Raw genomic sequence first — 23,979 nt, 5'->3', positions numbered from 1 at the left:
AAGGAGTATAGTATGCCACAGTATCAAACGCCGGGCGTCTATGTTGAAGAGGTTTCCGGAGGATCAAAACCGATCGAAGCCGGTGCAACCAATGTAGTCGGTTTCCTCGGTATCGCGGAAAAGGGCCCCGTCAATGATCCGACACTGGTAACAAACTGGACCCAGTACAACAAGTTGTTTGGCGGAATGCACCAGGGGGGATGGCTGGGCCATGCCGTCTATCTCTTCTTTCAGAATGGTGGGACCAAATGCTACATCAATAATCTTGCAGCTCCTGAAAAAAGCGGTGCGACGGCAGCTCCCTCTAAGGCAGATGGAAAAGATGGGGCAAAAGAGAATGAGAAGGCCAGCGAGAAGTCGAAGGAGCCCTATGTCGTTAAGAATCCCGACAATATAACAAAGCTCATCATCGGAAAGGATGGTGGCCCTGGAAAACGAAGCGGCTTGCCCGCCTTCAATCCAATATCTGATATTTCGATTGTCTGTGCTCCGGGGGTGGACGATCCTGCGGCCCAGGACGCGATTCTTTCCCACTGTGAACAGAATCGGTTTCGCGTTGCCGTTCTTGATGCCCCCGAAAGCCTGGAAAAGGGAATCGATACCATTCCCATGCCAAGGGATTCCACCATGGGTGCTTACTATTTCCCCTGGGTGAAAATCTACGATGCAGAGGCGGACCAGGATGTCTATGCGCCGCCAAGCGGGGGAGTCGCCGGTGTCTATGGCCGGGTCGACAGTACTCGCGGTGTATTCAAGGCCCCTGCCAACGAAATCTTCAGGGGAGCGACAGGTGTCAAGTATGCACTTACCGATGCCGAACAGGAACTGCTTAATCCCAAAGGAGTGAACTGTATTCGGGAATTCGAGGGACGGGGCATTCGTGTCTGGGGAGCCAGAACCTTTAGTTCCGATCCTGAGTGGCGCTACATCAATGTCCGCCGCCTCTTCTGTATGGTTGAAAAATCAATCCAGGACGGGACCAATTGGGTCGTCTTCGAACCAAATACCCGAGCCTTGTGGAAACAGATCGTCAGAAATATCACCGCTTTCTGTCTTCGCCTGTGGAAGGAAGGAGCGCTCTTCGGTGACTCACCGGAGGAGGCCTTTTACGTTCGTTGTGACGATGAGCTGAACCCTCCCGAGTCGATTGATGCCGGATATGTGGTATGTGAGCTTGGTATTGCACCGGCAAAGCCTGCCGAGTTTGTGGTGTTCAGGATATCTCAGAAGACATTGACCGAGTAAACCATATTTTTTTAAAGGAGTAGTGTATGGCAAATTACACCCCAACGATGAAGACCAATTTCAAGGTGGAGATCGATGGCGTTGATTACGGGAATTTTATTTCCGTAACCGGTCTCGGAGCCACCGCGGAGATCACCGATGACATCGGTGGTATCGACAGAAATGCCCGGAAGATTCCCGGCAAGGTAAAGTATCCAGTTGTGACTCTGACGAGAAACAGTGATCCGAAAGATACTATCTTACGTGACTGGTGGAAGACCGTCGAGCGTGGAACCCCGGAACGAAAAGCGGTATCGGTCGTTCTGTTCGACCGAAACGGTGTTGATGAAATTTCCCGCCGTAACCTTTTCGAATGTGTTCCCTGCGGATGGGACATGTCTGATCTCAACAGTAGCGAATCAGGTTCTATCACCGAAAGCATCTCCATTGTCTATGAAGATGGAGACTGGGCGTAATCGTATTCACTTTGTGCGTCCCGCATGGCAAGAGATGTCGGGACGCACAATTTCTCAAAGATAGGCGGTATTATGGTGGTACAAAGAAAGCTGCTCCTGTTGTTTATTCTTGTCTTCTCTTTTTTTACATCGTCGCTCTATGCGGCAGGCATTTTTGACAAGGAAGAAGAGTCGGCTGTTGAGCCTCCGCCTGCCTTGCAGGAATTATTCGATGCAATGGGGGAGGATATTCCTGCTATCGCTATTTCTCTGCCCGAGATCGGGCCCGGTGTCGATGCCTCCCTGGCCGGGGAGATTATCGACGGATTGACTGAAGATTTTATTCGTAACTCCCTTTTTCGCCCTTTCAGCATTCAGCAATGGCTTGATACGGTTTACGACAAACGGGCGCAAAATGTCGTGGATCTGGTCAAACGTCTTGCTTATGAAGAGTTTCCCCTCGATTGGGTTATGACCTCATCCTTTCGCAATGTGAGAGGGGAAAACCTTGTGCGCTTAGGTTTTTATAATCTCAAAGCGCCAACCGCTCCAATCTACTTTTTCCGTTCGTTTACCGATCTGTCCCAATGGTGGGAGGCCCTTCCCGTTTTGAAGCAGGAAATGGCCTTGCGCTTTGACTCACCGGCTTCTCCCTGTTTTACCTCGAGTGTCTATGTCGAGGCCGTGCCGGTAAAACTTTTTCTTTATTCAGAATTGAGTACCGGAGAGTTCGAATTTATCCCTGTATCTCTTCTGCATATGGGAGATTTTGATTTTCGTGAAGACGAAGATTTTTTGAAGGATATCATTACCTATGAATTCCATTCGTCCCAGCTCCTTGGAGTTGTTGCCGACGATTTGATTCCATATCATCGCGAAGCTGGCGCTTCTCCCTGCGAATATACGATACGGGGAGAACTTCGGATTTCCGAAGAGGTCCAACTGTTGGTCCTTTCACTTTACCGGAACAGGTCCAGAAGGGCTTCCAGAATATTTGAATATCAGGTCCCGCTGGAGGGGATATCTCTTTCTTCTTTGCGCCTTGGTGTTCGGCAATTGGCGAACATGGTCTACGAACAGCTCCTTTCTGAGAAAGAATTACAGCTGGTCAGTTTTCAGGATCTTGATTTTCATGCCTACGGAAGCGAGCTTTTTTACAACAATTTTTATATTGGTGATCCTATTCAACCTCGTTTTTGTCTTCCCGCCGGTTGTCAGTGGTTTTCACTCCTGAGGCGGGACGAGGAGGGCACGCTTATTCCCGCTCCTATCGATGAGGCTTCGGTTGCGGTTTTTACTTCCCCGGTGGAAGAGGCCTGCCGTCTCTACCCGCCTGTTCGTGCGCGCCATATCCAGTATCTCTTGTCTGCAGAGGAGGGCGAGCGATGAGTATGATGTTCCGAAAATACCTGTTCCCACTGATACTGCTTCCCCTTTTCTTTGTTTCCTGCGGGAGCGCCCCTGTTGCTGTGGTGCCGGAAGAAGAGCCTTTTGTACTGCCGGAGCTTTTTCCTCCCGAGAAGGAGGTCGTCGTTGTTGAAGAGGTGGTGGAAGAGGAAGAAGAGGTTGAGGTCGAGCCTGTATACGTTGTAGGGCGAATCGCCGAGATCGAAGTGGTTCAGGGCGTGCAGAAATATCTTTATATCAAACTCCCCGAAGAGGCACAGGGCATTAAACCCGGGCTCGTTGGTGAAGTATTTTCCGATTCCTCCTTTGAAACAAGTGTAGGTAATTTCAAAATTGTTCAGGAATTTCCCGGCTACTACTATGCCGAGATCCTCGATCTTATTTACACCATCGATAGAAATGCGACGGTCCGAATAGAGGTTCCTCCGGAGGAATAGTTTTTTAACGATTAGTGAGGTTATGCGATGTCCCATTTTACCCAGGTAAAGACGCAAATCAAAGAGATGGAAATGCTAAAAAAGGCACTTGAAGCCCTCGGCATGGAGTTTACCGAAGCCAAGGAGGGGGAGAAGCTCATGGTAAAGGGGTGGGAAGATCGCTCTGTTGAGGCCGAACTTTCCATTAATCCCGGTTGTTCCTACGGTATTGCCGTTACAACTGCCGAGAATGGTTACGAATTAAACGCCGATTGGTGGGCAATAGAGACTTACACGGGAAAGACCAGAGAGAAGATCCTCGGCAGCATTGAAAAACAATATGCCTACGAAACGGTTATGGATAAGGTAAGGAAGCAGGGCTATTCGGTTGTTACCGAAGAAGAATCGTCGGAAAGCATCAAACTTGTGGTGAGGCGATGGGTATAAGAGAATTCTCCGCATCGCTTATCGGATTACCGCTGTTTCAGGCCAGAAAGAAGGTGGAAGCTTCAAATTTTGCCTTGGCAACTATTACATTTGAAGAATCCTCTGCGGGGCGGCTTACGGTTATCGGTGTAGATGCGGAAGAAGAAGATGGGCGTATTGCTCTCACCGTGTCCGGAATCAACCCCATTAAATTTCTTCCTTCAATGTACCAAAACAATGATTTTCTCAGGCGTTTTCTTTGGATCGTGCAGCATATTCATTATGATGTGGTTTCATTGCTTGATAACCTCCATTTTTTCTTTACCCCTATGGAGGCCCCTGATGATTTTCTTAATTGGATGGGCTCTTGGTTCAGCGTCAGCGAACGGCTCAATCTCGACCCCGGCAAGATGCGGCTTTTTTTGCAGCATGCCCTTGTTTTATATCGGTGGCGTGGTACCAGAGTCGGGATGGAGTTCATGGTCAAAATCGTAACCGGACTTGAGCCTGAAATCTATGAAAACAGTTTTCCCCTGACCGAGTATGTGATGTTTGAGGATCTGATTGCAAACGGGGTCATTACCGATGCCTTTGAATCAGGACAAACCTTTTTTACCGTTCATATTCCTGTCAAAATCGATCAGTTGGGGAAACAGGAAAAGATTGTCATCTATGAATTGATCAAGCAGGAGAAACCTGTGAATGCGGCCTTTTACATTACCTATGAAAGGGGTAGGGACCAGCGAATCCGCGGCACGAGGATCGGACAGGGGACCGTGGTAAGTGAACATGGAGTGCAGACATGAAAGAAGAACTACCCCAGTTTATGCGGGCCAATTTTTTTAACGGACTCGTAGCAACTCCCAAGTATTGGAACGAAATTCAGGAATACCACCATCAGAAGGAAATATTCTACAATCGTGTTTTCCACGGCTACGGTATCGTTGAAAACATGCTTGGGCGTTTCCGCATACAGCCGATCCATGGCGGGGGTGGCGCTGCCCTGGCCATTGTCGTCAATTCGGGGGCTGCCATTGATAAGATGGGCCGGAGTATCTATCTCTACGAGCCGCAGGCTATTACCATTGATTATCGTAAATATAAACTTCCCACCACCATCTATATCACCGTCCGCTATAAGGAGGTGATGGAGGAGTATTATCAGAACGAAGACAACCCCGATTATCAAGGATACCGCAAAAAACTTGAGTCTGCGATGATCGAGGTGCGGAATACCGAGCCCGATGATTCTGAGGTCATTGAGCTTGGGCGGATATATCTGGAAGAGGACCAAAACGGGGAGATTCCTGCCATTCAGGAGGCTAAAGATTTTTCCAACCCCGGTCCCAATACCATTGATACCCGCTACATTTCCTGGGTCAGTATTGCCCGTCAGGGGCTCTCTCCCTATTTGAAAACATTCCTGGTAACGGTACTCGATAAGACGAGAAGCGTGGCCCAGATCTCCCATGATGCCTTGACGCTTCCCGGGTTTCGGGAATTACAGGTGGTTTCGCTGACCGCCAAGATGCTGGTCCAGTGCGGTGACGTCCGTTTCGACGATGTTATCCACGTGTTGTTTCCTATATTCGATATCGATAATCAAATCATTCAGGAGATGCTCGATTTCGAGCGAACCGAGGAAAAGTCGCTTTTTTCGACCAAGAGTAATTTTGAGAATATCAAGACCGCGGTTTTTGAGATGGGAGACCAGCTCAAGGCCTTCAACGGTGATTATGCCACGGTGGATGCCATCATCAAACGCCATCAGGTCTTTATCGACGGTATACGGGATCTGTTCATTACTAAGAAGATGAGTATCCACGATATCGCCCTCATGAGCTATGAATTGCCGCGAATCCTCCTGCTCGGAGATGATCGATATACCCTGGTTGATTACATCGATATGCGGGACAAGGAGAGTGTGGACGGCCATCGGGTACGCTTTGAGAACAACCGGGACACATCTACCTCGAATATCGCCTTGAGTTACCCCGACGGACAGATTGTCAGGGATACGGTGAAGCGGTATGTGGGCGGCTCTGCTTTTTTTACCCTGAAGAACATCATCAAAAAACGGAAGCTTCTCCTTATCCGGCGCACCGATGTGGTTGTTGGAAACTACTCCATCGAAGTGATCATGGAAAAGGAAGACTACAAGAGGACCCTTACCATCGATACGGCGGATTCGAAGTTCCGCTGGAGAAACTGCTTCGTCCAATTCGACGAGGATGATGTGAATAAGCATACCATTCCCGTGGAGTTCAGAATGGGTGAAAAGGGACGGGATAACTTCGGAAAAATCTGGGTCTACCAGCGGTTATAAGGAGCGGACATGGCATTATTCGGGAAAAAATATTGCAAAAAAGGCCATAAGATGGATCCCTCCTGGGATTATTGCCCGGTCTGTATCGCCCCCCTGACTGGATGGCTGGTTTCCTTGGAGGAGGGCCAGGTACGTCAGGTCTACGATATTCATTTTGGGAAAAATCTTATCGGGCAGGGAGAGGATTGTGAGATTCGCATTTTAATGGAGTCGATATTGCGGCAGCATGCATTACTGATCTCTAAGGCAGAGGAGTATTCCTTGGTGGCTCAGGGATCGGAAGGAAAAATGTTTGTCAACGGTATTGAGACTTCCTCCGCCTCTCTGATCGATGGGGATTTGATAAGCCTCGGAAGCCATGAATTCAAGTTCAAGGCGATTTAGCGGAAAAGGAAGAAAGAGCATGGTAAAAAGCGTTCATACAAGACGATTGATATTCTCAGTCCTGTTCCTTTGTGCGGCACTACTGGGATTGGACGCTCAGGAAGGGCTTTCCTCCAGAATCGAAATGGTCGAATCCCGCAATTTCCCAAAAGTGGAAACGATAGTCAATGCCGAAGATGAGACAGGGGCTCCCATATTATCTTTGGTCCGGTCGAATTTTCAGGTACGGGTAGACGCCGATATCGAGATAGAGAATATCGATCTTGAACGTTTTGCCGCCACAGAGCGTCCCATCCATTATTATATTCTGCTTTCCAATTCAGGCATTATGGAAGGGGCTCCACTTGCCATGCAAAAGGAGGCCGTTTATAAGATTATCGATGCGCTTCGACCACAGGATACGCTTTCGGTCTATGCAGTTGGCTCTGAGCCTCTTCCGATTATAGAATCCAGCGTCGGCGGTGAGGTCGATGCGACTCCTCTTGAAGAATTGGCAATAAGCGACAAACAGGCAAAGCTTTTCGACTCTCTTATTGGACTTTCACGCATCGTCAAAGAGGAGAGCCTCGACAGGTCCGCTGTCAAGGGGCGTTCGGTAATTATCACCCTTTCCGACGGACGTGATCAGGAGAGCCGCAGTACCCTGGATGATGTGGTTGCTTCCTACGAGGACCTTGGTTTTCCGATCTACTCTGTGGGAATCAGGATGCTTGGGGCCCAGTATCTCAATATCATGAACTCTCTTTCAACCAGGACCGGCGGGTATTACCACTATAGTTCCAAGGTAGAGGGAGTCCCCGATCGAACGGACGCTATTCTTGAACAGATTTCCATGGCATATCTGGTGATTTTTCGGGTCAAAGGACTTCCAGCCGATGATGAGCGACATCAGCTCATGGTTCAGGTAGTTGATAAGGAAGAGCGTTCAGAGGCTTACAAGAACTTCACTGCAGTGAAGGTCCCCTTTCCCTTCTGGCTCAAGATAGCGGTTCTTATTGCGGTATTCCTCCTCATAGTGCTTTTTATCCTTCTGACCATCTTGAGCAGAAGGAAGGAACGTAAGGCCATGGGAATCGGCAAACGTCGCTGCCCAGATTGCGGACGGAGGATGAAAGACGACTGGGAGTTTTGCCCTTTTTGCCGTTATCTCAAAAACGATAAAAAACGAAAGAAGAGACAGCCAAAGGATAAGGAGAAGAAAAGCAAGTGAGGGGGAACCGCTCTTTCGGATCAAATCCCGGCGTGTATGTCCTCTCGCGGCGGGAAGAATCGAACAAGATCAAAATCTCAAATAAAACTATTGCCGGTTTCATCGGTGTTGCCCGAAAAGGCCCGGTGGATGAGGCGGTACGTATTACCGATTTTAATCGTTATCTCGAAATCTTCGGAGGTTTTGAATCTGTCGGGTATCTTCCTTATTCGGTGTACACCTTTTTCAATAGCGGCGGTAAGGAGTGCTATGTAGTCAGAACGGCCCATGGGGGAGAGAGGGGCCTTGCCTCTGCTCAGATCGAGGTGCCCGGGCTCTTCGGAAACAGTACGCTTTGCCTCTATGCGGCAAGCCCGGGAAGCTGGGGAAACACACTCAGTCTAAGGGTCTGGCATTCGAAAGATGCATCCCTCGAGTACAAGATCAGACGTGGATCTCGACGGATGATTTCGGTCCTGCTCGGTGACTGTCTCCCCGGGGATACCCTTCGCATTTTCTATAGCGATGGTGTTTCTGATTACTTTAATGTAACGGGGCAGGCTGCATCGGAGGGACATTTGAATATTCCCTATACCCGGGATGATGAAGAGCCTCCCAGTGTTCAGCGGGTCGGTTTCAACATGACCTTAAGCGACGGCAGACGGACAGAGGATTTCCTCTATATGAGCAGGAGACATGACGACGATCGCTATTTCTTCGATATGCTGGAAAAGTCCCGGATCGTAAGGATTACACCGCCTAAAAAACGTGGGGACGCAAGCCTTTGGTTTCCAAAAGAGATCGGCATGGGACGCTTTTCGGGTGGAAGAGATGGAATTGTCGGACTGAGCGCCGGTGATTTTATCGGCTATTTCAAGGGGCTCAACGACAATCGCGGTCTCGGAATTTTCGAATCACTGCCGGATGTTTCGCTCCTGTGTGCCCCCGATGCGGGGCTTTTCGACCAGCTTTACCCCGAGGACAGTGCGCTTGCCGGGGATTACGCCCATGCCGTCAGGCGGGCGATGATCGATCAGGCCGAGCGGCTTGGCGACCGTTTTGCCCTGCTTGATGCCTCGGACAGTGACGACCTTCAGGAGGTCCTGCGCTCGGCGAAGCGCTATGACAGCAGCCATGCGGCCCTTTACTATCCTGAAATCGAGATCCTTGATCCCCTTGCTCCTGGGGGTGATGCGACCGTCAATGTACCTCCCTCAGGGGCTGTAGCGGGCATTATTGCACGGTGCGACCACGAGGAGGGGAGGTATCGTGCGCCTGCCGGTATTTTTATCCCCGGGGCTGTCGGTACCAAATGGATAGTAGACGATGAAAGCTATCAGATGCTCTATGACGCTGGGGTCAATGGGATGAAGCGGATACCTGGCCGAGGTATCAAACTCTGGGGGGCAAGGACCCTCTCTTCTGATCCCCAGTGGCGTTACATCAATGTACGCCGCACTTTTTCCCTTCTTGCCGGAGCGATCAAAAAGGGAACGGGCTGGGCGGTATTCGAGCCCAATACTCCGGGGCTTCGGAAACGGATCGTGCGACATGTTTCGGCCTTTCTCATCGATATGTGGAGAAAGGGCTACCTCGCCGGAAAGACTCCTGAAGAGGCCTTTTTTATCCGCTGCGATGATGAACTTAATTCCCCGGAACAGATCGATGCCGGCATTATAACCACAATGGTTGGTTTGAGTATAACAAAACCAGTTGAATTTATTGTCGTCACCCTGAATGCGGTACGGGACGACGCAAACGTAGTGATAGAGGAGGCGTGACCATGAGTGCAGAGTCGGAAAGAGTTGAATCCTATTTGCCGAATTTCTTCGGAGTGGAGATCGACGGTATCCAGTGCGCAAAGTTTTTTCGCTGTGAGGGACTGGAGGCCGAGACCTATATCTATGAGGTTGAGGAGGGCGGACTGAATACCAATACGCATAAGTTTTTTGGAAGAACTCGTTTTCCGAACATTGTGCTGGAAAATGGTATTACCGACAACAACGATCTTTTCGACTGGTATTCCGAAACGGTCCTGACCGAAGATCCGGTGGAGCGAAAGGACGGTTCCATTATTCTTTACAGTTCGGCAAATGAAGAGCTAAAGCGGTGGAATTTTTACCGGGCCATCCCCTGTCGATGGGTCGGCCCCCGTTTAGGGACGGATGTCCACGGCTGTGCAGTGGAGCGCATAGAGATTGCCCATGAGGGGCTTGAGTTGGCACGGTAATAGTCTGGGAGGAGACGAATGGCATTAGAAAAAGCGGTAATTGTTAATCTGGATGAAAACGACGAGATCGAGGTGATGTTCAACCCCAAGGAGTATATCGTGGAAAAACGTACTCCCTGGAAGGAGCAGAGTACCCAGGGGCTGGATAGTCCTCCTGTGGAGTTTACCCTGGGAGAGAGAAAACGCCTCTCGATGGAGCTCTTTTTCGATACCTCCGAAGAGAAGAGTGATGTCAGGGAGTATACGGACAAAATCGAAAAGCTGATGCTTGTGAATGCCGACCAGCACCGTCCCCCCCTGCTGATGTTTACCTGGGGCACCCTCAGGTTCAAATGCGTTCTCGAAGACTTAGTGCAGCGTTTTACAATGTTTATGAACGATGGTACGCCGGTGCGGGCCATCCTCAAGGTCCTGTTTAAGGAGTACGCAACGGCTGCGGAGCAGATTCAGGATAATCCCCGGCACTCCTCTGACCACACCAAACAGATGGTCCTTCGTGAGGGGGATACCCTGTCGGCAATGTCCGCCAGAGAGTACGAGGATCCGGGGAAATGGCGGGAGATCGCCGATGCCAACGGTATTGAAGACCCTATGCATGTGAAACCGGGAACGGTTGTTAAACTGCCCCCGCTTTATTGATGGAGGCGTAACGCATGAGTGAAGAACAGAAGACCCTGACGCCGACCTTCATTGTCTACCTCAACGGTACGAGATTTTCGGTTGATCAGGAATCGTCGGTGAAACAGATCATAGTAAGCGACCGCATCAACGTTCCCTCCAGTTGTAATATCGTCCTTGCCGACCACGACAAGATCTGGATGGATGATGTGGCATTTGAAGAGGGCTCTACGGTGTCGGTCCATCTCGGATTTAAGGATTACGTGGAAGAGGTATTCAACGGTGAAGTCGTCGGTCTCGATGTCCAGATGCGCAAAGGGGCCCAGACCACCACGATCGTCTCGTGCATGAACAGCCTGCACCGCCTTCGCCGGGCAAAGAAACACCGTATCTTCTCAGAGACAAGCGATAGCGACATTCTCACCGAGATTGCCCAGGAAAACGGGCTTTCTCTCGAGGTCGACGAGATCGGCGGAGAGAAGCTCTTTATGGTCCAGAAGGATGTCACCGATCACGAGTTTATGCTTTCCATTGCCGAGCGCTACGGCTGCAAGCTTTGGGCCAGTGACCGCACCATCTTTTTCAAACAGGCGAACGAGGAGGACAACGAGGAGGTGGTCCTGGAATGGGGAAAGACCCTCAACGAATTTTCCGCCCGTACCGATTCCAGCGCGATCGTCACCGAAGTAAATATTACCGGCTGGGACAACGACAAAGGGGAAAGTTTCCTTGCAAGCGCGGCCTACGGAGATGTTGATCCAGTGGGAGGAACGAGTTTCGGAGGCGGTGCGGTCGAAGCTAACTTCGGTCCTGCGATAATGACGTCCACCGATGCCGGGGTAAAGGACCAGAGCGAGGCGGAGGCCCTGGCCTTGGAGACTGTCACGGATAATTCGTTTTTCTATGTCACCGGTAACGGTTCATGCGAAGGGAACAACGCCGTCAAGGCCGGTAATTTGATAACCATCAAAGAGGTCGGAGGACGTTTTTCCGGAGAGTACCTGGTGGTGGAGGCCCGTCACGCCTTTCATGCGACGTCGGGGTATACCACTTACTTTTCCGTGGTACGGAATTCTGTATGAACAAGATTAGGCTCCACGGTTTCCTTGCGGAATCCGAGGTAAACGGGCCTGGTAAAAGAAGCGTCATCTGGACCCAGGGGTGCAATCGCCGCTGCTCAGGCTGCTGGAACAAAGATTCCTGGGACCCTTTCGGGGGAGAAGAGCATGACATCGATTTGCTCATAGCCCGGATTCCCTTCGACAGAATTCAGGGGATTTCTTTTTCGGGGGGTGAGCCTTTTTTACAGGCGATATCCTGTGCCTTGATCGCCGAGGATGCGAAGGCAAGGGGGAAAGATGTCCTTTGTTACACAGGCTTCACCCTGGAGGAGTTGAGGCAGCTTGAGGATGCAAGCGCCGAACGCTTTCTCAAAAGTATCGATATTCTCATCGACGGGGCCTATATAAAGGGATTACCTACCCGTCATCCCTGGTGCGGTTCAGGCAATCAGCGAGTACTCAGGATGATGGGAGGGACAGCCTTGGGGGAGCTTTTGTATAGCGAAGACGAGGTTCCTATGGATCGTGAGATTCGGATATTGGGAGACGGGACTATCATCACAACGGGCTTTTGATCAAGAGAGAATGAGGAGAGAGATGTGGAAACGGGATTGTTGGATAGCAAAAAACGAATAGAGGTATTGGTCAGGGCTCGATATCCCCTGATTTACGTTGTTTCCAGTGAGGAGCAGCGGGTCATCGAAACGGTAAAGAGCATTGCGGCCGAACGGAAAAAGCGCATGTTTATCTGGTCGATAACCAAGGGGCTTGAGTGCGACGACGGCTCATGCATTGCAGATCTCAGGGAACCTTTAAAAATGCTCGAGTATCTGACCGAGTCGAATGCCGAGGGCCTCTATATTCTTAAGGATTTTCATCCCTATTTGAATGATCCTGTGGTGGTACGCAAGCTTCGGGATGTGAACAAGGAGCTGAAGACCACGATGAAGAACGCCCTGTTGCTTTCTCCCATCATGAAAATTCCACCGGAATCGGACAAAGAGATTGCGGTTGTCGATTTCAGCCTTCCCGGACGGGAAGACCTCGGTATCATCATCGATTCCATCATCCGGTCGGTAGGCACAGAAAAGAAACTGGCAGGCCATGGAATCAGCCGTGAAAAGGTCATCGATGCGGCCCTGGGTCTTACCGCAGAGGAGGCGGAGAACGTTTTTGCAAAATCCCTGGTTCAGACCGGGGATTTCGATATTGCTGTCATCCTTTCTGAAAAAGAACAGATCATACGAAAATCCGGAGTTCTTGAGTATTATGCGGCAAGCGAAAAGATGAAGGAGATCGGTGGCCTGGACATGCTCAAGAGTTGGCTCAATAAGCGGAGCAAGGCCTTTACCAGGGAGGCCCGGGAGTTTGGGCTTCCCCAGCCAAAGGGTGTACTGATGATAGGAATACCAGGCTGTGGGAAGTCCCTTACCGCCAAGGCTATCAGCTCATTGTGGCAACTGCCCCTGTTGCGTTTGGATGTCGGTAAGGTCTTTTCCAGCCTTGTGGGAAGCAGTGAAGAGAATGTAAGGCGTGCAATCATGACCGCCGAATCGATAGCCCCCTCGATCTTATGGCTGGATGAGCTTGAGAAGGGCTTTTCCGGTATGGGCTCTTCGGGGATGACCGACGGGGGAACCTCCGCCAGAGTCTTCGGGACCTTCCTTACCTGGCTGCAGGAGAAGACCAGCGCGGTATTCGTCGTCGCAACCTCAAACAATATCTCGCAGCTCCCGCCCGAACTGCTTCGTAAAGGGCGTTTCGACGAGATTTTTTACATCGACCTTCCGAACAAAGAGGAGCGGGAGGAGATCTTCTCCATCCATTTGGCGAAGCGTAAAAGGACACCCGGGGATTTCAACCTGCTGAGACTTGCCGAACGTACCCGAGGCTATTCCGGTTCCGAGATCGAGGAGATTGTGATCAGTTCGCTCTACGACGCCTTTGACCGGGGGAGTGATATCACCCAGGATACCCTCGAACAAGCCGCCTCGAGCATGATCCCCCTCTCCCAGACTATGCAGGAGGAGATCAACACCATTCGTGAATGGGCGAAGCTGCGGGCAAGGAGAGCAACCTCCGGATCGGGAGAAGAAGAGACAGAGAAGACCAGGCAGATAGAGATGGTATAGAAAAGGAGAGAAGACATGGCAAAGAAGGAAGAGCTTGAGATCACCATAGGGGAAAATGGGGAAGTGTCACTGCACGTTACCGGTGTGGCAGGGGCTGGATGTACCAAGTTGACCGAGGAGCTGGAAGATGCCCTTGGGGTGGTGACCAGGCGGGAGCTGACCGGTGACTATTACCGACAGGAGGAAGAGACATCTGTTGAGATCCATACCGACGAGGGGAAAGGGTCATGAACGGGGAGCGGGAGTTTACCCTTCCCTACGGCCTTGAGGTCGGGAACAAGGTCTTTCGCAGCGGAACCATGCGGCCGGCAACGGCTCTTGACGAGATTGAGACCCAGGAGTCCTCAGACATCCAGTTCAACGGTCGCCTTCGCGACATCCTGCTTTTGAGTCGTGTGGTAACGAGTATCGGAGAGGTCAGCCCGGTGACCCCGGAGCATATCGAGGAGCTCTACGAGGCGGATTTTATCTATCTTCAATTGCTGTGCAGCGAGATGGACCGGTCGGAGAGCCGCGGGGCGGTACGCTGTCCCCGATGCGGAAAGGAACATCACTTTGATCCCTTCCGGCTTTTTGAGGAAAAAGGGGATAAGAGCTAGCCATGCCTGTCTATTCAGCCCATGCCGGGCCCCTTTTTACCGAACATCTTGCCTCGGGAAAACCTCTGGATGATGTTCAGCTGAACGGTATGGATCTCACCGGCTGGAATTTTGCCGGACGAGCGTTCACCGGACTTTCGGTGCGCAGGAGTATTCTTGACCGGGCGGATTTCGGCGGTGCAAGGATACACGAGAGTGTTGTTGAAGAATCGAATCTGAAGGATGTGCGTTTTGACGGAGCCCTGCTCGAGGAGACGAGCTTTAGCTCATGCGTACTCATGAGGAGCAGTTTCAGGGGAAGTCGAATGGAAGGCGGTAGTTTCAGGGGATCGTATATGCAGCGACTGTTGTTTTCCTCGGCGGTTTTCTCGGGCACACTTTTCATGAATGTCGAGGCCGCCTTGAGCGAGGTTCGGGAGTCGGTGTTTTACGATTGCCATTTCCGTTTCGACGATACCGGCGGCATCACCGGCTTTCAGGAATCGAGCTTTCACAACTGTCTTTTTATCGGCTGCACCATGGAAGGTTTTGCCCTCACGGGGGTTGATTTGACGGGAACGGTCTTTATCGACAGCCGATTCCGGATCCCCGACTGGGAAGATACGGAGATAGGTGAGGCTTCCTTCATCGGCTGCAGCGGGCTTCCCCTCTGGCTGAGGCGGGGGGAGTGCAGCATGAAGGAGCTGACGGCACGGGAAGAGGCTGCGGTTTTTATTGCATCGACGGGAGGAGCAGCATGAGCGAAAGGGAAAAAGAGATACGGGGGGCCGTGGAACGGCTTCCAGAGGCAGTAGCGAAGGATGCCCTTGCCATGGCACTGGCCAGAGGTGGCGAAAACACGGCGGCAAGCGTGGATCAGCGTGCCATGGAACATGAGCGCTTTACGGATATTTTCGAGCTGGTTGCCTATCTGAAACGTACCTACCGTTTTCCCGAACTTGGCCGGCTTCTGCTGGAAGGCGGCAAGCTGCTGTTCCGCGACGGCGACCGGCGGATAGTCATGGCCGAACGGCGTATCGGCGGGGAGGCGGCACGACCGACTCCTTCTGCTCCTTCCGCGCCTGCTGCCGGGGGCAGCGGTGGAAAGCAGGGAGGAGGATCTGCACCGCCTGCGGGAGGCGGTGAAGGTGGTCAGCAGCCGGAACGCTTCAGGCGACTGGAGCTGGATGAATAGCCATGAAGGGACCGGTGATACTGGATGAGAAAACGGGCGAGGTTGTGCTGAACCTGCCGGACGGGGACAGGGATCTCGGAGGAAAGTTGAAAAAAGAGCTGTTTGAAGTCTTTGCCTTCGAGGCGCTTGACCGGCGGACGGTGAGGACGATGAACAGGTATGCCCGCAGCTGGCTGGCCGAGCGGGGAGTAACCCCGGCGTGGGAGAGAGAAGATGAAGAGTAGGAAGTTTACGCTGCCGGACGGACGGGGATTCAGTGCGGAGCTTGGAACAAAGATAAGCGGAGAGATGAGGCCGGCGAAGGTGAAGGATTTTATCGCGGTGCAGCGGGATTCCCGGGTGAAAGAGAACAGCGGAGCGCTGTATGTGAGCCTTTTGAGCCGTGTAGTGGAGAAGATCGGGACGGAGAAGTCGATCACGACGCGAACGATCGGCAGGCTGAGTCCTGCGGACTTCACGTTTTTGGTGGATTTTTTCAACGAGCTGAATCACGGGGTGCTGCAGAGGGTGCCGGTGAGCTGCAGCTGCGGAGAAGAGTTTCTGTGGGAGTTGCATCTCCCGGGGGAAGTGTAAGCCGCCTTTCGGCACAGATATACCGGGAGGCGGCGTACATAGCCTATCACTTTGGGTGGGGCCGGAAAGAGGTGCTTGAGATGAGCCACCGTGAGCGACAGAGGTGGCTGAGAGAGATAGGACGAATCAACGAAGAGGTAAATGCAGCGAGCCGGAGACGAGGCGAGGCGCTGCTGAAAAGTCGAGAAGAGCGCCTTGAAGCAGGGCGGATGTAAGAAAGAAGGGGGAGTAAAGAAATGATGGAAGGCAAAGAGAGCGGAAGAGATGCGAGACGGTTCGGGCCCGGTTACTACCCCCAGCTCCTGCATCGAAGCGAAACGGCGATAGGAAAGCTTGAGGCGGCGATGGCCGGAGAGATGGGCAAAGAGGAATCGGAGTGCTTAAGGAATGAAGGGCGAGAAGAGCTTGAGGGGATTTTGGTAGAAGTGGGCTTGCGTGAACCGGAGAGGAGGTATTTCAATCCGGACGTTGAGCTGTTTGATGAAAGAGGCATGGTAGATGAGGAGAGGCGAGAGCGCCTTTTGAAAGATATTGTGGGGTATGCGGCGTACGAGCAGACGCAGTGGATGTACTATCCGACCACGAGCAGGATGACGGTGGTGACGGAGAAGAACATGGAGGAGCTGGGCCAGGATTTCAGCGATCTACTGCCTGCGGAGGTGAGAAGAGAGCGAGGAGGGTCGAAGGATCTTCATCGTGAAGGGAATGTGGTGAAAAGTTACCTGTATGCGGACGGGAGCGTAAGCAGCCGTTGGGATGAAGAGAAGGGTGCGCTGCGTTTTGACCGCATAGGGTATGAGAGCGGATTTGACTATCAGGGGAGCTATGACCCGAACTACCGTGTTGAGCGCAGGGGGTGGTCTGCGGGCTTTAATGGCGACGGGGTATGGGAGCGGTATGGAGAAGAGGAGAATCCTGCCATAGCCGGAAGCGAAGAGGGCCCGGTTGAAGAGCGGATCAGATTGGTGATGCTGGAGGATGACGAGGCGTACCTGTTTGACGAAGAAGGGTTATTAAGCGAAGAGCATGTGAAGCGCTACTACGATGTGCGTGGAGACTTGTACGGAGCCACGGAGATAGATGCGAAAGGCACGGCAGAGGCGGTGAGGGCGGAGCTTGAAAGGCGCGGGGTCAGGCATCTGGCAGGAGTAGTTACGCGTGAGGGGAAGAAGAAGAGCCTTGGGACGTACCAGAAGCTGCTGCCGGATTATATCGATAAGGGAACAGGAGTGTACACACCGGCCTCGAAAGAGGTGAAGGAGAAGATAAAGAAGCAAGAGAAGCTCCGTGCAGAGGCAGGAGCATCGGAGGTTCTTGCGGCCAGTGCGGTGGCGGCGTATCGGCGGTCGTTAAGCGGCAGGGGGTATCGGGAACTGGTGAGGGGGGAGAAGGATGAGGTGAGAGAGCCATTGAGCCTGTTTGCCGGAGAGCGTGTGAACGAGGAGGTTTTAGGCCACCGTGTCCTTGACCTTAGTGAGGGGGAGCGCTTTGAGATTGCCGGGTACCTGAATGGACTTGATCTTGATGATGAGCAGAGGCAGCAGGTGAGTCGTGGGGTGCTAAACCTGCTGGCCGGGCGCAGGGAGCTTACAAGCGTGGAGGGTTCTTCGTTTGCTTCATTCGAGGCTGAGAGCGGAGAGGCTGGAGCGGAAGGCTCTGCGCTGGTGCTTGTTGAGCGTGTTGCCGGGTATGTGATGCACGGCAGTGTAAATGCCGGAGAGAGGAAGCTTGTTCGAAGCGAGCGGTTTGATGAGTTTTTGAAGCGTGGTGACGTTGCTGCGGGTGTAGGGGACGAGGAAGCGAGGATATTCATTGCAGAAGATGTGCTTGCGGGGCTGTTTGAACGGCGGGATAGAGGGCCTCTGGGCGCTGTTGCCAGGGATAAGGAGGCATCGAGTTCGCCGGCGGGAGAAAGCGGACCGGCTTTTTCCTTATCGGCCGGCGGGGGGGAGAAGGCTATAAAGGGTGAAGAGCCTGTCCGTGAGCATGCATCCTCAGCGGTTGTGCCTGCTGCCGAAGGTGATCCTTGGGTCTCCGGAAGTGTTGCGACAGGATCGGCAGCGATGGCTTCGTCCGGTAGTGGCATTGTGCCGGATGGAGAAAGGGCAGGAGAGAACAAGGCAACCGAAAGTGGTGATGGAGGTCTGGAAACGGAAGGAACCCCTATCGGCGAAGCTGCAGGAAGCGAGGCTGCCAAAGCGAAGACTGGCACAGAAAAAGCTACTGCTGCTTTGCCGTCTGGTTCTTTCGTAAGCCTTGAAGATAATGGTGCTGCAGTGCCCGGCGTGGACGATGAGGCAGACGGGGCGGCTGAGGCAGCTGCTGCATCTTCTGAAGGACAGGAGGATCACTTCAGTTCCGAATCGCCGGTCGTCCGGGAGTATAACCTGTTTAAGGAGGAAGAGCTGAAAGCGTGGACAGGGAATGAACTTGTCTACCTGGTGCCGAAAGATAGTGTGAGGGAGGTAGAGGAGGCGGTGGCAGGGCTTGAGGTGCCGGTTTTCCAGCAGAAACAGCTGAGCGGCCAGATCCGGAAGGCCTTTGCCTGGTTTCCTGATATAGCGATGAGTACGGGCATGAGGCCTTCCGAGGTTCCCGTGGCGGTGGAGGCCGTGGTGAACGGCAAGCCACTTGGAGGCAGGTATGCCCACAAGGTGGTTTCCTTCCAGAGGGATGAGCAGGAGGTGTTTGCCGCTGCGGTTGCCTCCAATGTGCATGAACAGGTAACAAGGATAGAGGATCTTGAAGGCCTTGGTGTGCTGCCTGATACACGGACTGCCGGTCCGGCATCGGAGCCGGTGTTCGGCGGAGAGAAGAGCAGCTTTGAAGTGGGCGGTGGAAGTGATGCGGGAGAGCTTGCCCTTTCCCTGGTTGCCTTTGACCCCGGAGAGGCGGGGGCAGAAGATGAGGTAAGCGTCTCGCTTTCGAAGATGCTTGGAGGGGTGAGGATACCGCATGGGATGGCCGGGAGTTTTAGCAGCAGTGTGAAATCTGCGCTTGGGGTATACCGTAGCGGGAAATCTCCTGGTGCATCCGGAAGTGCTGCAAGCGCGGAGGGATCGAGTTCGGCAAAGGCGAGGTCCAGGATCGTAGCCTTTGAGAAGGCGCTGGGAGAGGCGGTGAAGCAAGCCGGAGGGGTGAAGAGCGGAGCTGCTGGTGGAAGGCAGGCCATTGGAGAGAGCAAAACCGTGGTTTCTTCTGCCTCTTCTGCCGGAAGCGGGGAAAGAGAGGCTGCGGCCATGCTGCCGTTTGTGACGGCAGGTGTGGAACAGGGGGCCGGAGGAGAAGTGTTTTCTGCTTCTGCTACCGGTTATCCCCCATTCGGTTATAAAGGAGCTGCCCTCTACAGCCACGGGGAAGCCGGCCTTGCCTTGAAACGGCTTGGGATAGGAAAGGCTGAGGCTGAAAGGTTAAAGAAGGTGCTGCTTGAAAGCGCAAAGGCAGGCGGCGGTATCGGGTCGTGGGAGATAGGGATACCGGCCTCAAGCCGTGAGGTAGCATCGGTGAGACAGCAGGTGATACGGAGTGCTGCAGGAAGAAGGAGAAGCGGCGAAAGTCTTACGGCCCTTGAACGGGTACAGTGGAGCCATGGAGCCGGAGCTCCCGGGCGGAGTGCAGGTGCTGTTTCCCCCGGGGCCGGCATGAGTAGAAAGGCCGGCTCGAAGGGCAAGGGTGCTACGGTGCTGCGAGTGCCGGAAGGGATAGGGGAAGAGGCGTTTGGCTATGGGTATGCACCGGCCTCGCACTATCTGTCTCCTGCATCGGGAGCCGGAGGGCCGGGATCTTTTGCTCCAGGTGCCGCAGCTGGGGGGAATAACATTACTGCCCTGGGCCAGGGCGTGATGAACGCAGGAGGCGGGAGTACTGCCTCGGGCCAGGGAGCGCAGGCGACAGGCAACCGGCAGAGTGATAGCCCGAAGTTTTATTCGGGGACGGGAGAAGAGAGTCAGCCTGCTTTGAGTGGAGAAGAGGCGAGGCGAGCGAGGGTAAATGCGAACTATGAGGCAGACAAGAGGATGCTGGAAGAAAGCGGAAGAGGTCTGCCGACAGGTGAGCAGATGCTGGCGAGGAGTGCCGGCCATGAGATGAGCGGAGCCGGAAGCGGGGGAAAGGGTTCCCGGAATGTGGTGGAGAAGTTCACGGAAGATGTCATACGCGAGATGAAAAGTGAGTATGACCGTTAGAAAAAGGATGGTATGAGGCGATGGGAGAAACAGAAAAGTATCGAAATGTTATCAATCGGGCAATAGCATCATACCAGCGGTTTCTGGAGAGAGTGGAATCCGGACTCCGTCCGAAGACGGTCATACCGGTTGATCGATCGAGACCGTTGCCCTTGTTAAATGAATATGCTGCTGAATATGAAGGATATGATAATGCTCTCGGCCTGGATGCGACGTTAAAGGAACAGTTTGAACGGGCATTTGGGGCTGATTTCTCGAAGGTGAAGATCCACACGGGCCATTATGCCAATGAATTGACCAGAAATGCGAGGGCAGAGGCGGTAACCATAGGCAACGATATCTATTTTGCCGGAGGGTTGTATGCGCCGGATACGGAACAGGGGATAGCCTTATTAGGGCATGAGCTACAGCACGTGTTGCAGAACCAGAAGAAAGATCGAATGGTCTATCTGGAGGATGTGGCCCTGGCCGAGTATGAGGCGGAGGTAGTAGAGGAACTGCTGGGGAACCTGAGGATGCATAATATCTCGGCAGCGTTGCTGCATGATGAGGCTGATCCGCGAGTTGGAGGTGCTGAAGAGGGGCAGGCAGCGGCGGAGGCTGCAGAAACGAGCGGTGTGAGCAGTGAGGCCGGGAAGGGAGATGTGAGCTTCAGTGATTTTCGTGGGCGGAATGAACGGGCAATGCTGAAGTATCACATGAGTACAGGGGAGACGCTGGAGTTGAGCCTGGAAGAGTATGAACAGGGAAAAGACCTGATTATGGCAGGACTGGAAGAAGAGCTGCGTGAGAAGAAGATGGTACTGCCGAGAAAGGCTTATGAAGAGAAGGTGTTGAGATTTCTGGAATATATGAAAGAAGGATGAGAAAAAAGGGATAGAAAAATGGCAGAGGCGTTAGAGGTAAAACAACTGGTACTGAGGTCGATAATCCAGGTGAATACGGTGTATGAGCGGTTGCATGGATCAGGACCCTATCAGGTATTTGACGATGAGCTTATCAACAGTTTACGGAAGATCAATGTACCGCGACTGTTTGGAGAGATAGACGGATATGAGAGCAGCGGGAACGGAGAAGAGATAGAGAGTCTGAAACAGGAGTCAATGAGATGGCTGGATCTGATAGAGGTGGGGTATGCGGACCTTTTGTCTGAAAACAGGATAAGCAAGACAACCTTTGCCCTGATATCTGATGCGGGACCGGTTATAGGAGTTGGAAGGAGAGTAAGCTACGAGGTGGTCCAGGTAGTGCCGACGTATATAGCGGGATCGAGCAGCTATCATTTTCGCTGGTCGGTAGATAACGACGACAGCGCATTGGAGCATTACCGCGGGAATGGAGCGGTGGAAGACTGGGAGAGGGGAAGATTTAGAAGATGGGTGGATGAGAGTTTTGGAGATCCCATGGATATCGGGATGGATGCCAGTTATCCCGGGACGCATGTGATCAATGTGGATGTGTATCTGAATGATGAGTTTCTGGAAAGGGTATCGTACCGTCAGACGGTGGTAGAGGGAGATCCTGAACTGATAGAGCTGTCGTTTCAGGAAAAGCTGATGGAAGTATTGAGGAGATGCAATTTTCTTGAAGCGATATTGGTGGAAGCGGGAGATCTGAGACGGCTTGCGGTGACGATGGCGGTGGCGGCCGGAATAGTGATAGCGCTGCAGGCGAGTGGATCCGGAGTAGCGGTAGAGGTTGTGGGGCTGATAGCTGCGGCAATAGGGCTTGGGACGTCGGTACCGAGGTTGTTGAGGGGGATTTACCGACTTGCCGAGGCTATGGAGTTGACAGGACGAGCGAGTACGTATGAAGCTATTGAAGCTGCGGCAGATAAAATGGAAGCGGCGGTAGCGGAGATAGGGGTTAACGGGCTGTGGGCGTTGCTGTCCTATCTTGGCATGAGGAGTGCGAGGGCAAGGATTAGGACGCGGATAGAGCAGGCGGGGAGTGTTGGGGCTGCGGAAAATAGTACGGCAAATCTTTATAGACGGCCTTCAAGTTATAGAAGTGGAATTCGTGATAAAGTTTGGGAATCTGCAAAGAATGAAAATGCTTTAGTTAGAGACCCCGTGACGGGGAGAATTATGAATAAAACCGAACCATGGGATATGGGGCATAGGCCTGGATATGAATTTAGGAAGCTTCAAAGAAGTGCTGCAGAAAGAGGGTTGTCACGGGCAGAGTTTCTTGATGAATATAATACAGTGGAGCATTATAGACCTGAGCTCCCAAGCTCGAATAGAAGCCATCGTGGTGAGAATTTGACTAATGAATATTTTGGATTTTGAGGTTATAATGTATTATGGTAGATAAGATGAATAAAATTATTGCTCAGCATACGGCTGAGGTGTTTAATGGGAATCCTTCTGTTGATCGATATTATGATAGAGATCAATCTACATTTATTGATATTCTTTGTTGCAAAAATAGTCCTACAGCTGATTGTAGTTCCTATTGTACATTAGGGACATATAAGGAAGATTCAGGGTATTATTATGAGGGCAAGAAAATAGGTGTAGAAATTGTTGCTGCTTGCTATGATTCTGTTGATTTCGTACCAAATATGATTGCTTCATGTGCTTTTAACTTGATAAAAGATGGCATGCAGATTGCTCCTTCTGTTGTTCAAAGAAACGTGGTTTATGAATATGATCCTGCTACAAAGACCCCGCATGTTTTATTTATGTTGCCATTTTTATGGGGCGAAGGACTAAAGACACGTGAACTAAATGGATCATATATATCCTGGCTATATGCAATGCCTCTTTCAGACAATGAATTGCATGTTCTTGATGAAAAAGGCTTTAGTTTTTTAGATAAGGAATTTGAAAAAGCAAATATTGATGTTTGTGACTACACGAGAGAGAGCATTTTTTAATTGTAGGACTACAAAATTCCGTTGACCTTGACATGGCATACTATCGCAAAACACATCAAGAAAGAAAAGCTGACAGTAGGAATAATACTCATTCAAAAAACATTTACTCTCAAGCGTAACCTATAGGGAAAATAATCAAACAAATTTCTTGAAGATTTTCTTTGGCAGGAATTATACCTCTATACCAATGTGTTTTATGACGTAGTATGAGAATTAAACAAATCACCTAATTAACAATGCTATAAAGAATTATCATAATCTGATCATGGTAATAGAAAATGGTAAAAACCTATTTAAAAAGCTTTTTAGCGCCATAAAAATGGGCATTTAACGCTTATTTGTTACCAAACTTATTTCACCACCTATCAAGCATCTTTTACGTAGCCGCTCCATAAACCCCACCCCTTAAAAAGAAGAGGTGAGTAACATCTCCGGGGTTAATTTTTCTGGAAGCAGATCCTCCCATGAGCTCTCTGATGATTCAATTTTCGGCAATTTTTGAAGTACGTAACGAATGTACCAATACGGCTCAAGGGAGGCCGATTTAGCCGATTCAATCAGACTGTAAAAAGTCGCCGATGCATGAGCACCACGAGGTGTGTCGGCATGCAGCCAGTTCTTACGTCCGATTACAAACGGTCTGATCGCTCTCTCGGCGGCGTTGTTATCAGGGGTAAGGCAGGCAAGGTCGAGATAGCAA

At 51.7% G+C, this 23,979-nt stretch carries 27 protein-coding genes; 26 read left to right on the top strand and 1 reads right to left on the bottom strand.

Annotation, left to right across the window (positions count from 1 at the left end):
• Nucleotides 1-12: 12 nt before the first annotated feature.
• The 26 genes from F459_RS0120440 to F459_RS0120315 all read left to right on the top strand — a co-directional run bounded on the left by F459_RS0120440 (nt 13) and on the right by F459_RS0120315 (nt 23,279).
• Nucleotides 13-1,245: a phage tail sheath family protein gene (locus F459_RS0120440; RefSeq protein ID WP_020614518.1), complete on the top strand. Its 1,233-nt coding sequence runs from the start codon at nt 13-15 to the stop codon at nt 1,243-1,245.
• 26 nt (nt 1,246-1,271) lie between these two features.
• A complete protein-coding gene (locus F459_RS0120435) occupies nt 1,272-1,700 on the top strand; it encodes a phage tail protein (protein ID WP_020614517.1) in 429 nt (142 codons plus the stop codon).
• Nucleotides 1,701-1,772: 72 nt separating this feature from the next.
• Nucleotides 1,773-3,068 carry a hypothetical protein gene (locus F459_RS0120430; protein WP_020614516.1) on the top strand — a complete coding sequence of 432 codons (1,296 nt, stop codon included), beginning with the start codon at nt 1,773-1,775 and terminating at the stop codon, nt 3,066-3,068.
• A complete protein-coding gene (locus tag F459_RS0120425) occupies nt 3,065-3,523 on the top strand; it encodes a hypothetical protein (RefSeq protein WP_020614515.1) in 459 nt (152 codons plus the stop codon). The genes F459_RS0120430 and F459_RS0120425 overlap by 4 nt, the downstream gene beginning before the upstream one ends.
• A 27-nt stretch (nt 3,524-3,550) precedes the next feature.
• On the top strand, nt 3,551-3,949 hold the full coding sequence (locus F459_RS0120420; protein ID WP_020614514.1) for a DUF1257 domain-containing protein: 399 nt from the start codon (nt 3,551-3,553) through the stop codon (nt 3,947-3,949).
• Nucleotides 3,940-4,734 carry a phage tail protein gene (locus F459_RS0120415; RefSeq protein ID WP_020614513.1) on the top strand — a complete coding sequence of 265 codons (795 nt, stop codon included), beginning with the start codon at nt 3,940-3,942 and terminating at the stop codon, nt 4,732-4,734. The genes F459_RS0120420 and F459_RS0120415 overlap by 10 nt, the downstream gene beginning before the upstream one ends.
• Entirely contained in the window at nt 4,731-6,254 is a 1,524-nt protein-coding gene (locus F459_RS0120410) for a hypothetical protein (RefSeq protein ID WP_020614512.1), read from the top strand. Before F459_RS0120415 ends, F459_RS0120410 begins: the two co-directional genes overlap by 4 nt.
• A gap of 9 nt (nt 6,255-6,263) precedes the next feature.
• Nucleotides 6,264-6,638, top strand: coding sequence for an FHA domain-containing protein (locus tag F459_RS0120405; RefSeq protein ID WP_020614511.1), 375 nt, complete (start codon nt 6,264-6,266; stop codon nt 6,636-6,638).
• Nucleotides 6,639-6,657: 19 nt separating this feature from the next.
• Nucleotides 6,658-7,848 carry a VWA domain-containing protein gene (locus tag F459_RS0120400; RefSeq protein WP_020614510.1) on the top strand — a complete coding sequence of 397 codons (1,191 nt, stop codon included), beginning with the start codon at nt 6,658-6,660 and terminating at the stop codon, nt 7,846-7,848.
• Complete coding sequence (locus F459_RS23360; RefSeq protein WP_020614509.1) at nt 7,845-9,608, top strand: phage tail sheath family protein; 1,764 nt, start codon at nt 7,845-7,847, stop codon at nt 9,606-9,608. Before F459_RS0120400 ends, F459_RS23360 begins: the two co-directional genes overlap by 4 nt.
• A gap of 2 nt (nt 9,609-9,610) precedes the next feature.
• Nucleotides 9,611-10,057 carry a phage tail protein gene (locus F459_RS0120390; protein ID WP_020614508.1) on the top strand — a complete coding sequence of 149 codons (447 nt, stop codon included), beginning with the start codon at nt 9,611-9,613 and terminating at the stop codon, nt 10,055-10,057.
• An 18-nt stretch (nt 10,058-10,075) separates the two neighbouring features.
• The gene (locus tag F459_RS0120385) at nt 10,076-10,696 is read left to right on the top strand and encodes a CIS tube protein (protein WP_020614507.1); all 621 of its coding nucleotides are present in this window, start codon (nt 10,076-10,078) and stop codon (nt 10,694-10,696) included.
• A gap of 14 nt (nt 10,697-10,710) precedes the next feature.
• Nucleotides 10,711-11,757, top strand: a complete 1,047-nt coding sequence (locus F459_RS0120380; RefSeq protein WP_020614506.1) for a phage late control D family protein — start codon at nt 10,711-10,713, stop codon at nt 11,755-11,757.
• A complete protein-coding gene (locus tag F459_RS22695; RefSeq protein WP_020614505.1) occupies nt 11,754-12,311 on the top strand; it encodes a 4Fe-4S single cluster domain-containing protein in 558 nt (185 codons plus the stop codon). Before F459_RS0120380 ends, F459_RS22695 begins: the two co-directional genes overlap by 4 nt.
• Before the next feature lie 24 nt (nt 12,312-12,335).
• Entirely contained in the window at nt 12,336-13,868 is a 1,533-nt protein-coding gene (locus F459_RS0120370; protein WP_020614504.1) for an AAA family ATPase, read from the top strand.
• 15 nt (nt 13,869-13,883) lie between these two features.
• A complete protein-coding gene (locus F459_RS0120365) occupies nt 13,884-14,099 on the top strand; it encodes a DUF2997 domain-containing protein (RefSeq protein WP_020614503.1) in 216 nt (71 codons plus the stop codon).
• Nucleotides 14,096-14,467, top strand: coding sequence for a hypothetical protein (locus tag F459_RS22690; protein ID WP_020614502.1), 372 nt, complete (start codon nt 14,096-14,098; stop codon nt 14,465-14,467). Before F459_RS0120365 ends, F459_RS22690 begins: the two co-directional genes overlap by 4 nt.
• 2 nt (nt 14,468-14,469) lie before the next feature.
• Nucleotides 14,470-15,207, top strand: a complete 738-nt coding sequence (locus F459_RS0120355; protein ID WP_020614501.1) for a pentapeptide repeat-containing protein — start codon at nt 14,470-14,472, stop codon at nt 15,205-15,207.
• Entirely contained in the window at nt 15,204-15,641 is a 438-nt protein-coding gene (locus tag F459_RS0120350; protein WP_020614500.1) for a hypothetical protein, read from the top strand. The genes F459_RS0120355 and F459_RS0120350 overlap by 4 nt, the downstream gene beginning before the upstream one ends.
• Nucleotides 15,642-15,643: 2 nt before the next feature.
• Nucleotides 15,644-15,865, top strand: a complete 222-nt coding sequence (locus tag F459_RS0120345) for a hypothetical protein (RefSeq protein ID WP_020614499.1) — start codon at nt 15,644-15,646, stop codon at nt 15,863-15,865.
• The gene (locus F459_RS0120340) at nt 15,855-16,214 is read left to right on the top strand and encodes a hypothetical protein (protein WP_020614498.1); all 360 of its coding nucleotides are present in this window, start codon (nt 15,855-15,857) and stop codon (nt 16,212-16,214) included. The genes F459_RS0120345 and F459_RS0120340 overlap by 11 nt, the downstream gene beginning before the upstream one ends.
• Nucleotides 16,184-16,429, top strand: coding sequence for a DUF6760 family protein (locus F459_RS22685; protein ID WP_020614497.1), 246 nt, complete (start codon nt 16,184-16,186; stop codon nt 16,427-16,429). The genes F459_RS0120340 and F459_RS22685 overlap by 31 nt, the downstream gene beginning before the upstream one ends.
• Before the next feature lie 21 nt (nt 16,430-16,450).
• Complete coding sequence (locus tag F459_RS0120330; RefSeq protein WP_020614496.1) at nt 16,451-20,398, top strand: hypothetical protein; 3,948 nt, start codon at nt 16,451-16,453, stop codon at nt 20,396-20,398.
• A gap of 20 nt (nt 20,399-20,418) precedes the next feature.
• The gene (locus tag F459_RS0120325; protein ID WP_020614495.1) at nt 20,419-21,264 is read left to right on the top strand and encodes an eCIS core domain-containing protein; all 846 of its coding nucleotides are present in this window, start codon (nt 20,419-20,421) and stop codon (nt 21,262-21,264) included.
• An 18-nt stretch (nt 21,265-21,282) separates the two neighbouring features.
• On the top strand, nt 21,283-22,689 hold the full coding sequence (locus F459_RS24595; RefSeq protein WP_020614494.1) for an HNH/ENDO VII family nuclease: 1,407 nt from the start codon (nt 21,283-21,285) through the stop codon (nt 22,687-22,689).
• A 26-nt stretch (nt 22,690-22,715) separates the two neighbouring features.
• Nucleotides 22,716-23,279, top strand: coding sequence for a suppressor of fused domain protein (locus tag F459_RS0120315; RefSeq protein ID WP_169517966.1), 564 nt, complete (start codon nt 22,716-22,718; stop codon nt 23,277-23,279).
• 405 nt (nt 23,280-23,684) lie between these two features.
• Here the strand turns inward: F459_RS0120315 and F459_RS0120310 are convergent.
• A partial coding sequence (locus F459_RS0120310; protein ID WP_020614492.1) for an IS66 family transposase occupies nt 23,685-23,979 on the bottom strand: 295 nt, incomplete at its 5' end.

It is taken from the genome of Sediminispirochaeta bajacaliforniensis DSM 16054, assembly GCF_000378205.1.
GTDB lineage: Bacteria > Spirochaetota > Spirochaetia > DSM-16054 > Sediminispirochaetaceae > Sediminispirochaeta > Sediminispirochaeta bajacaliforniensis.
Note: the sequence above shows the minus strand (reverse complement) of the source record. Positions and strands in the feature narration are given on the sequence as shown.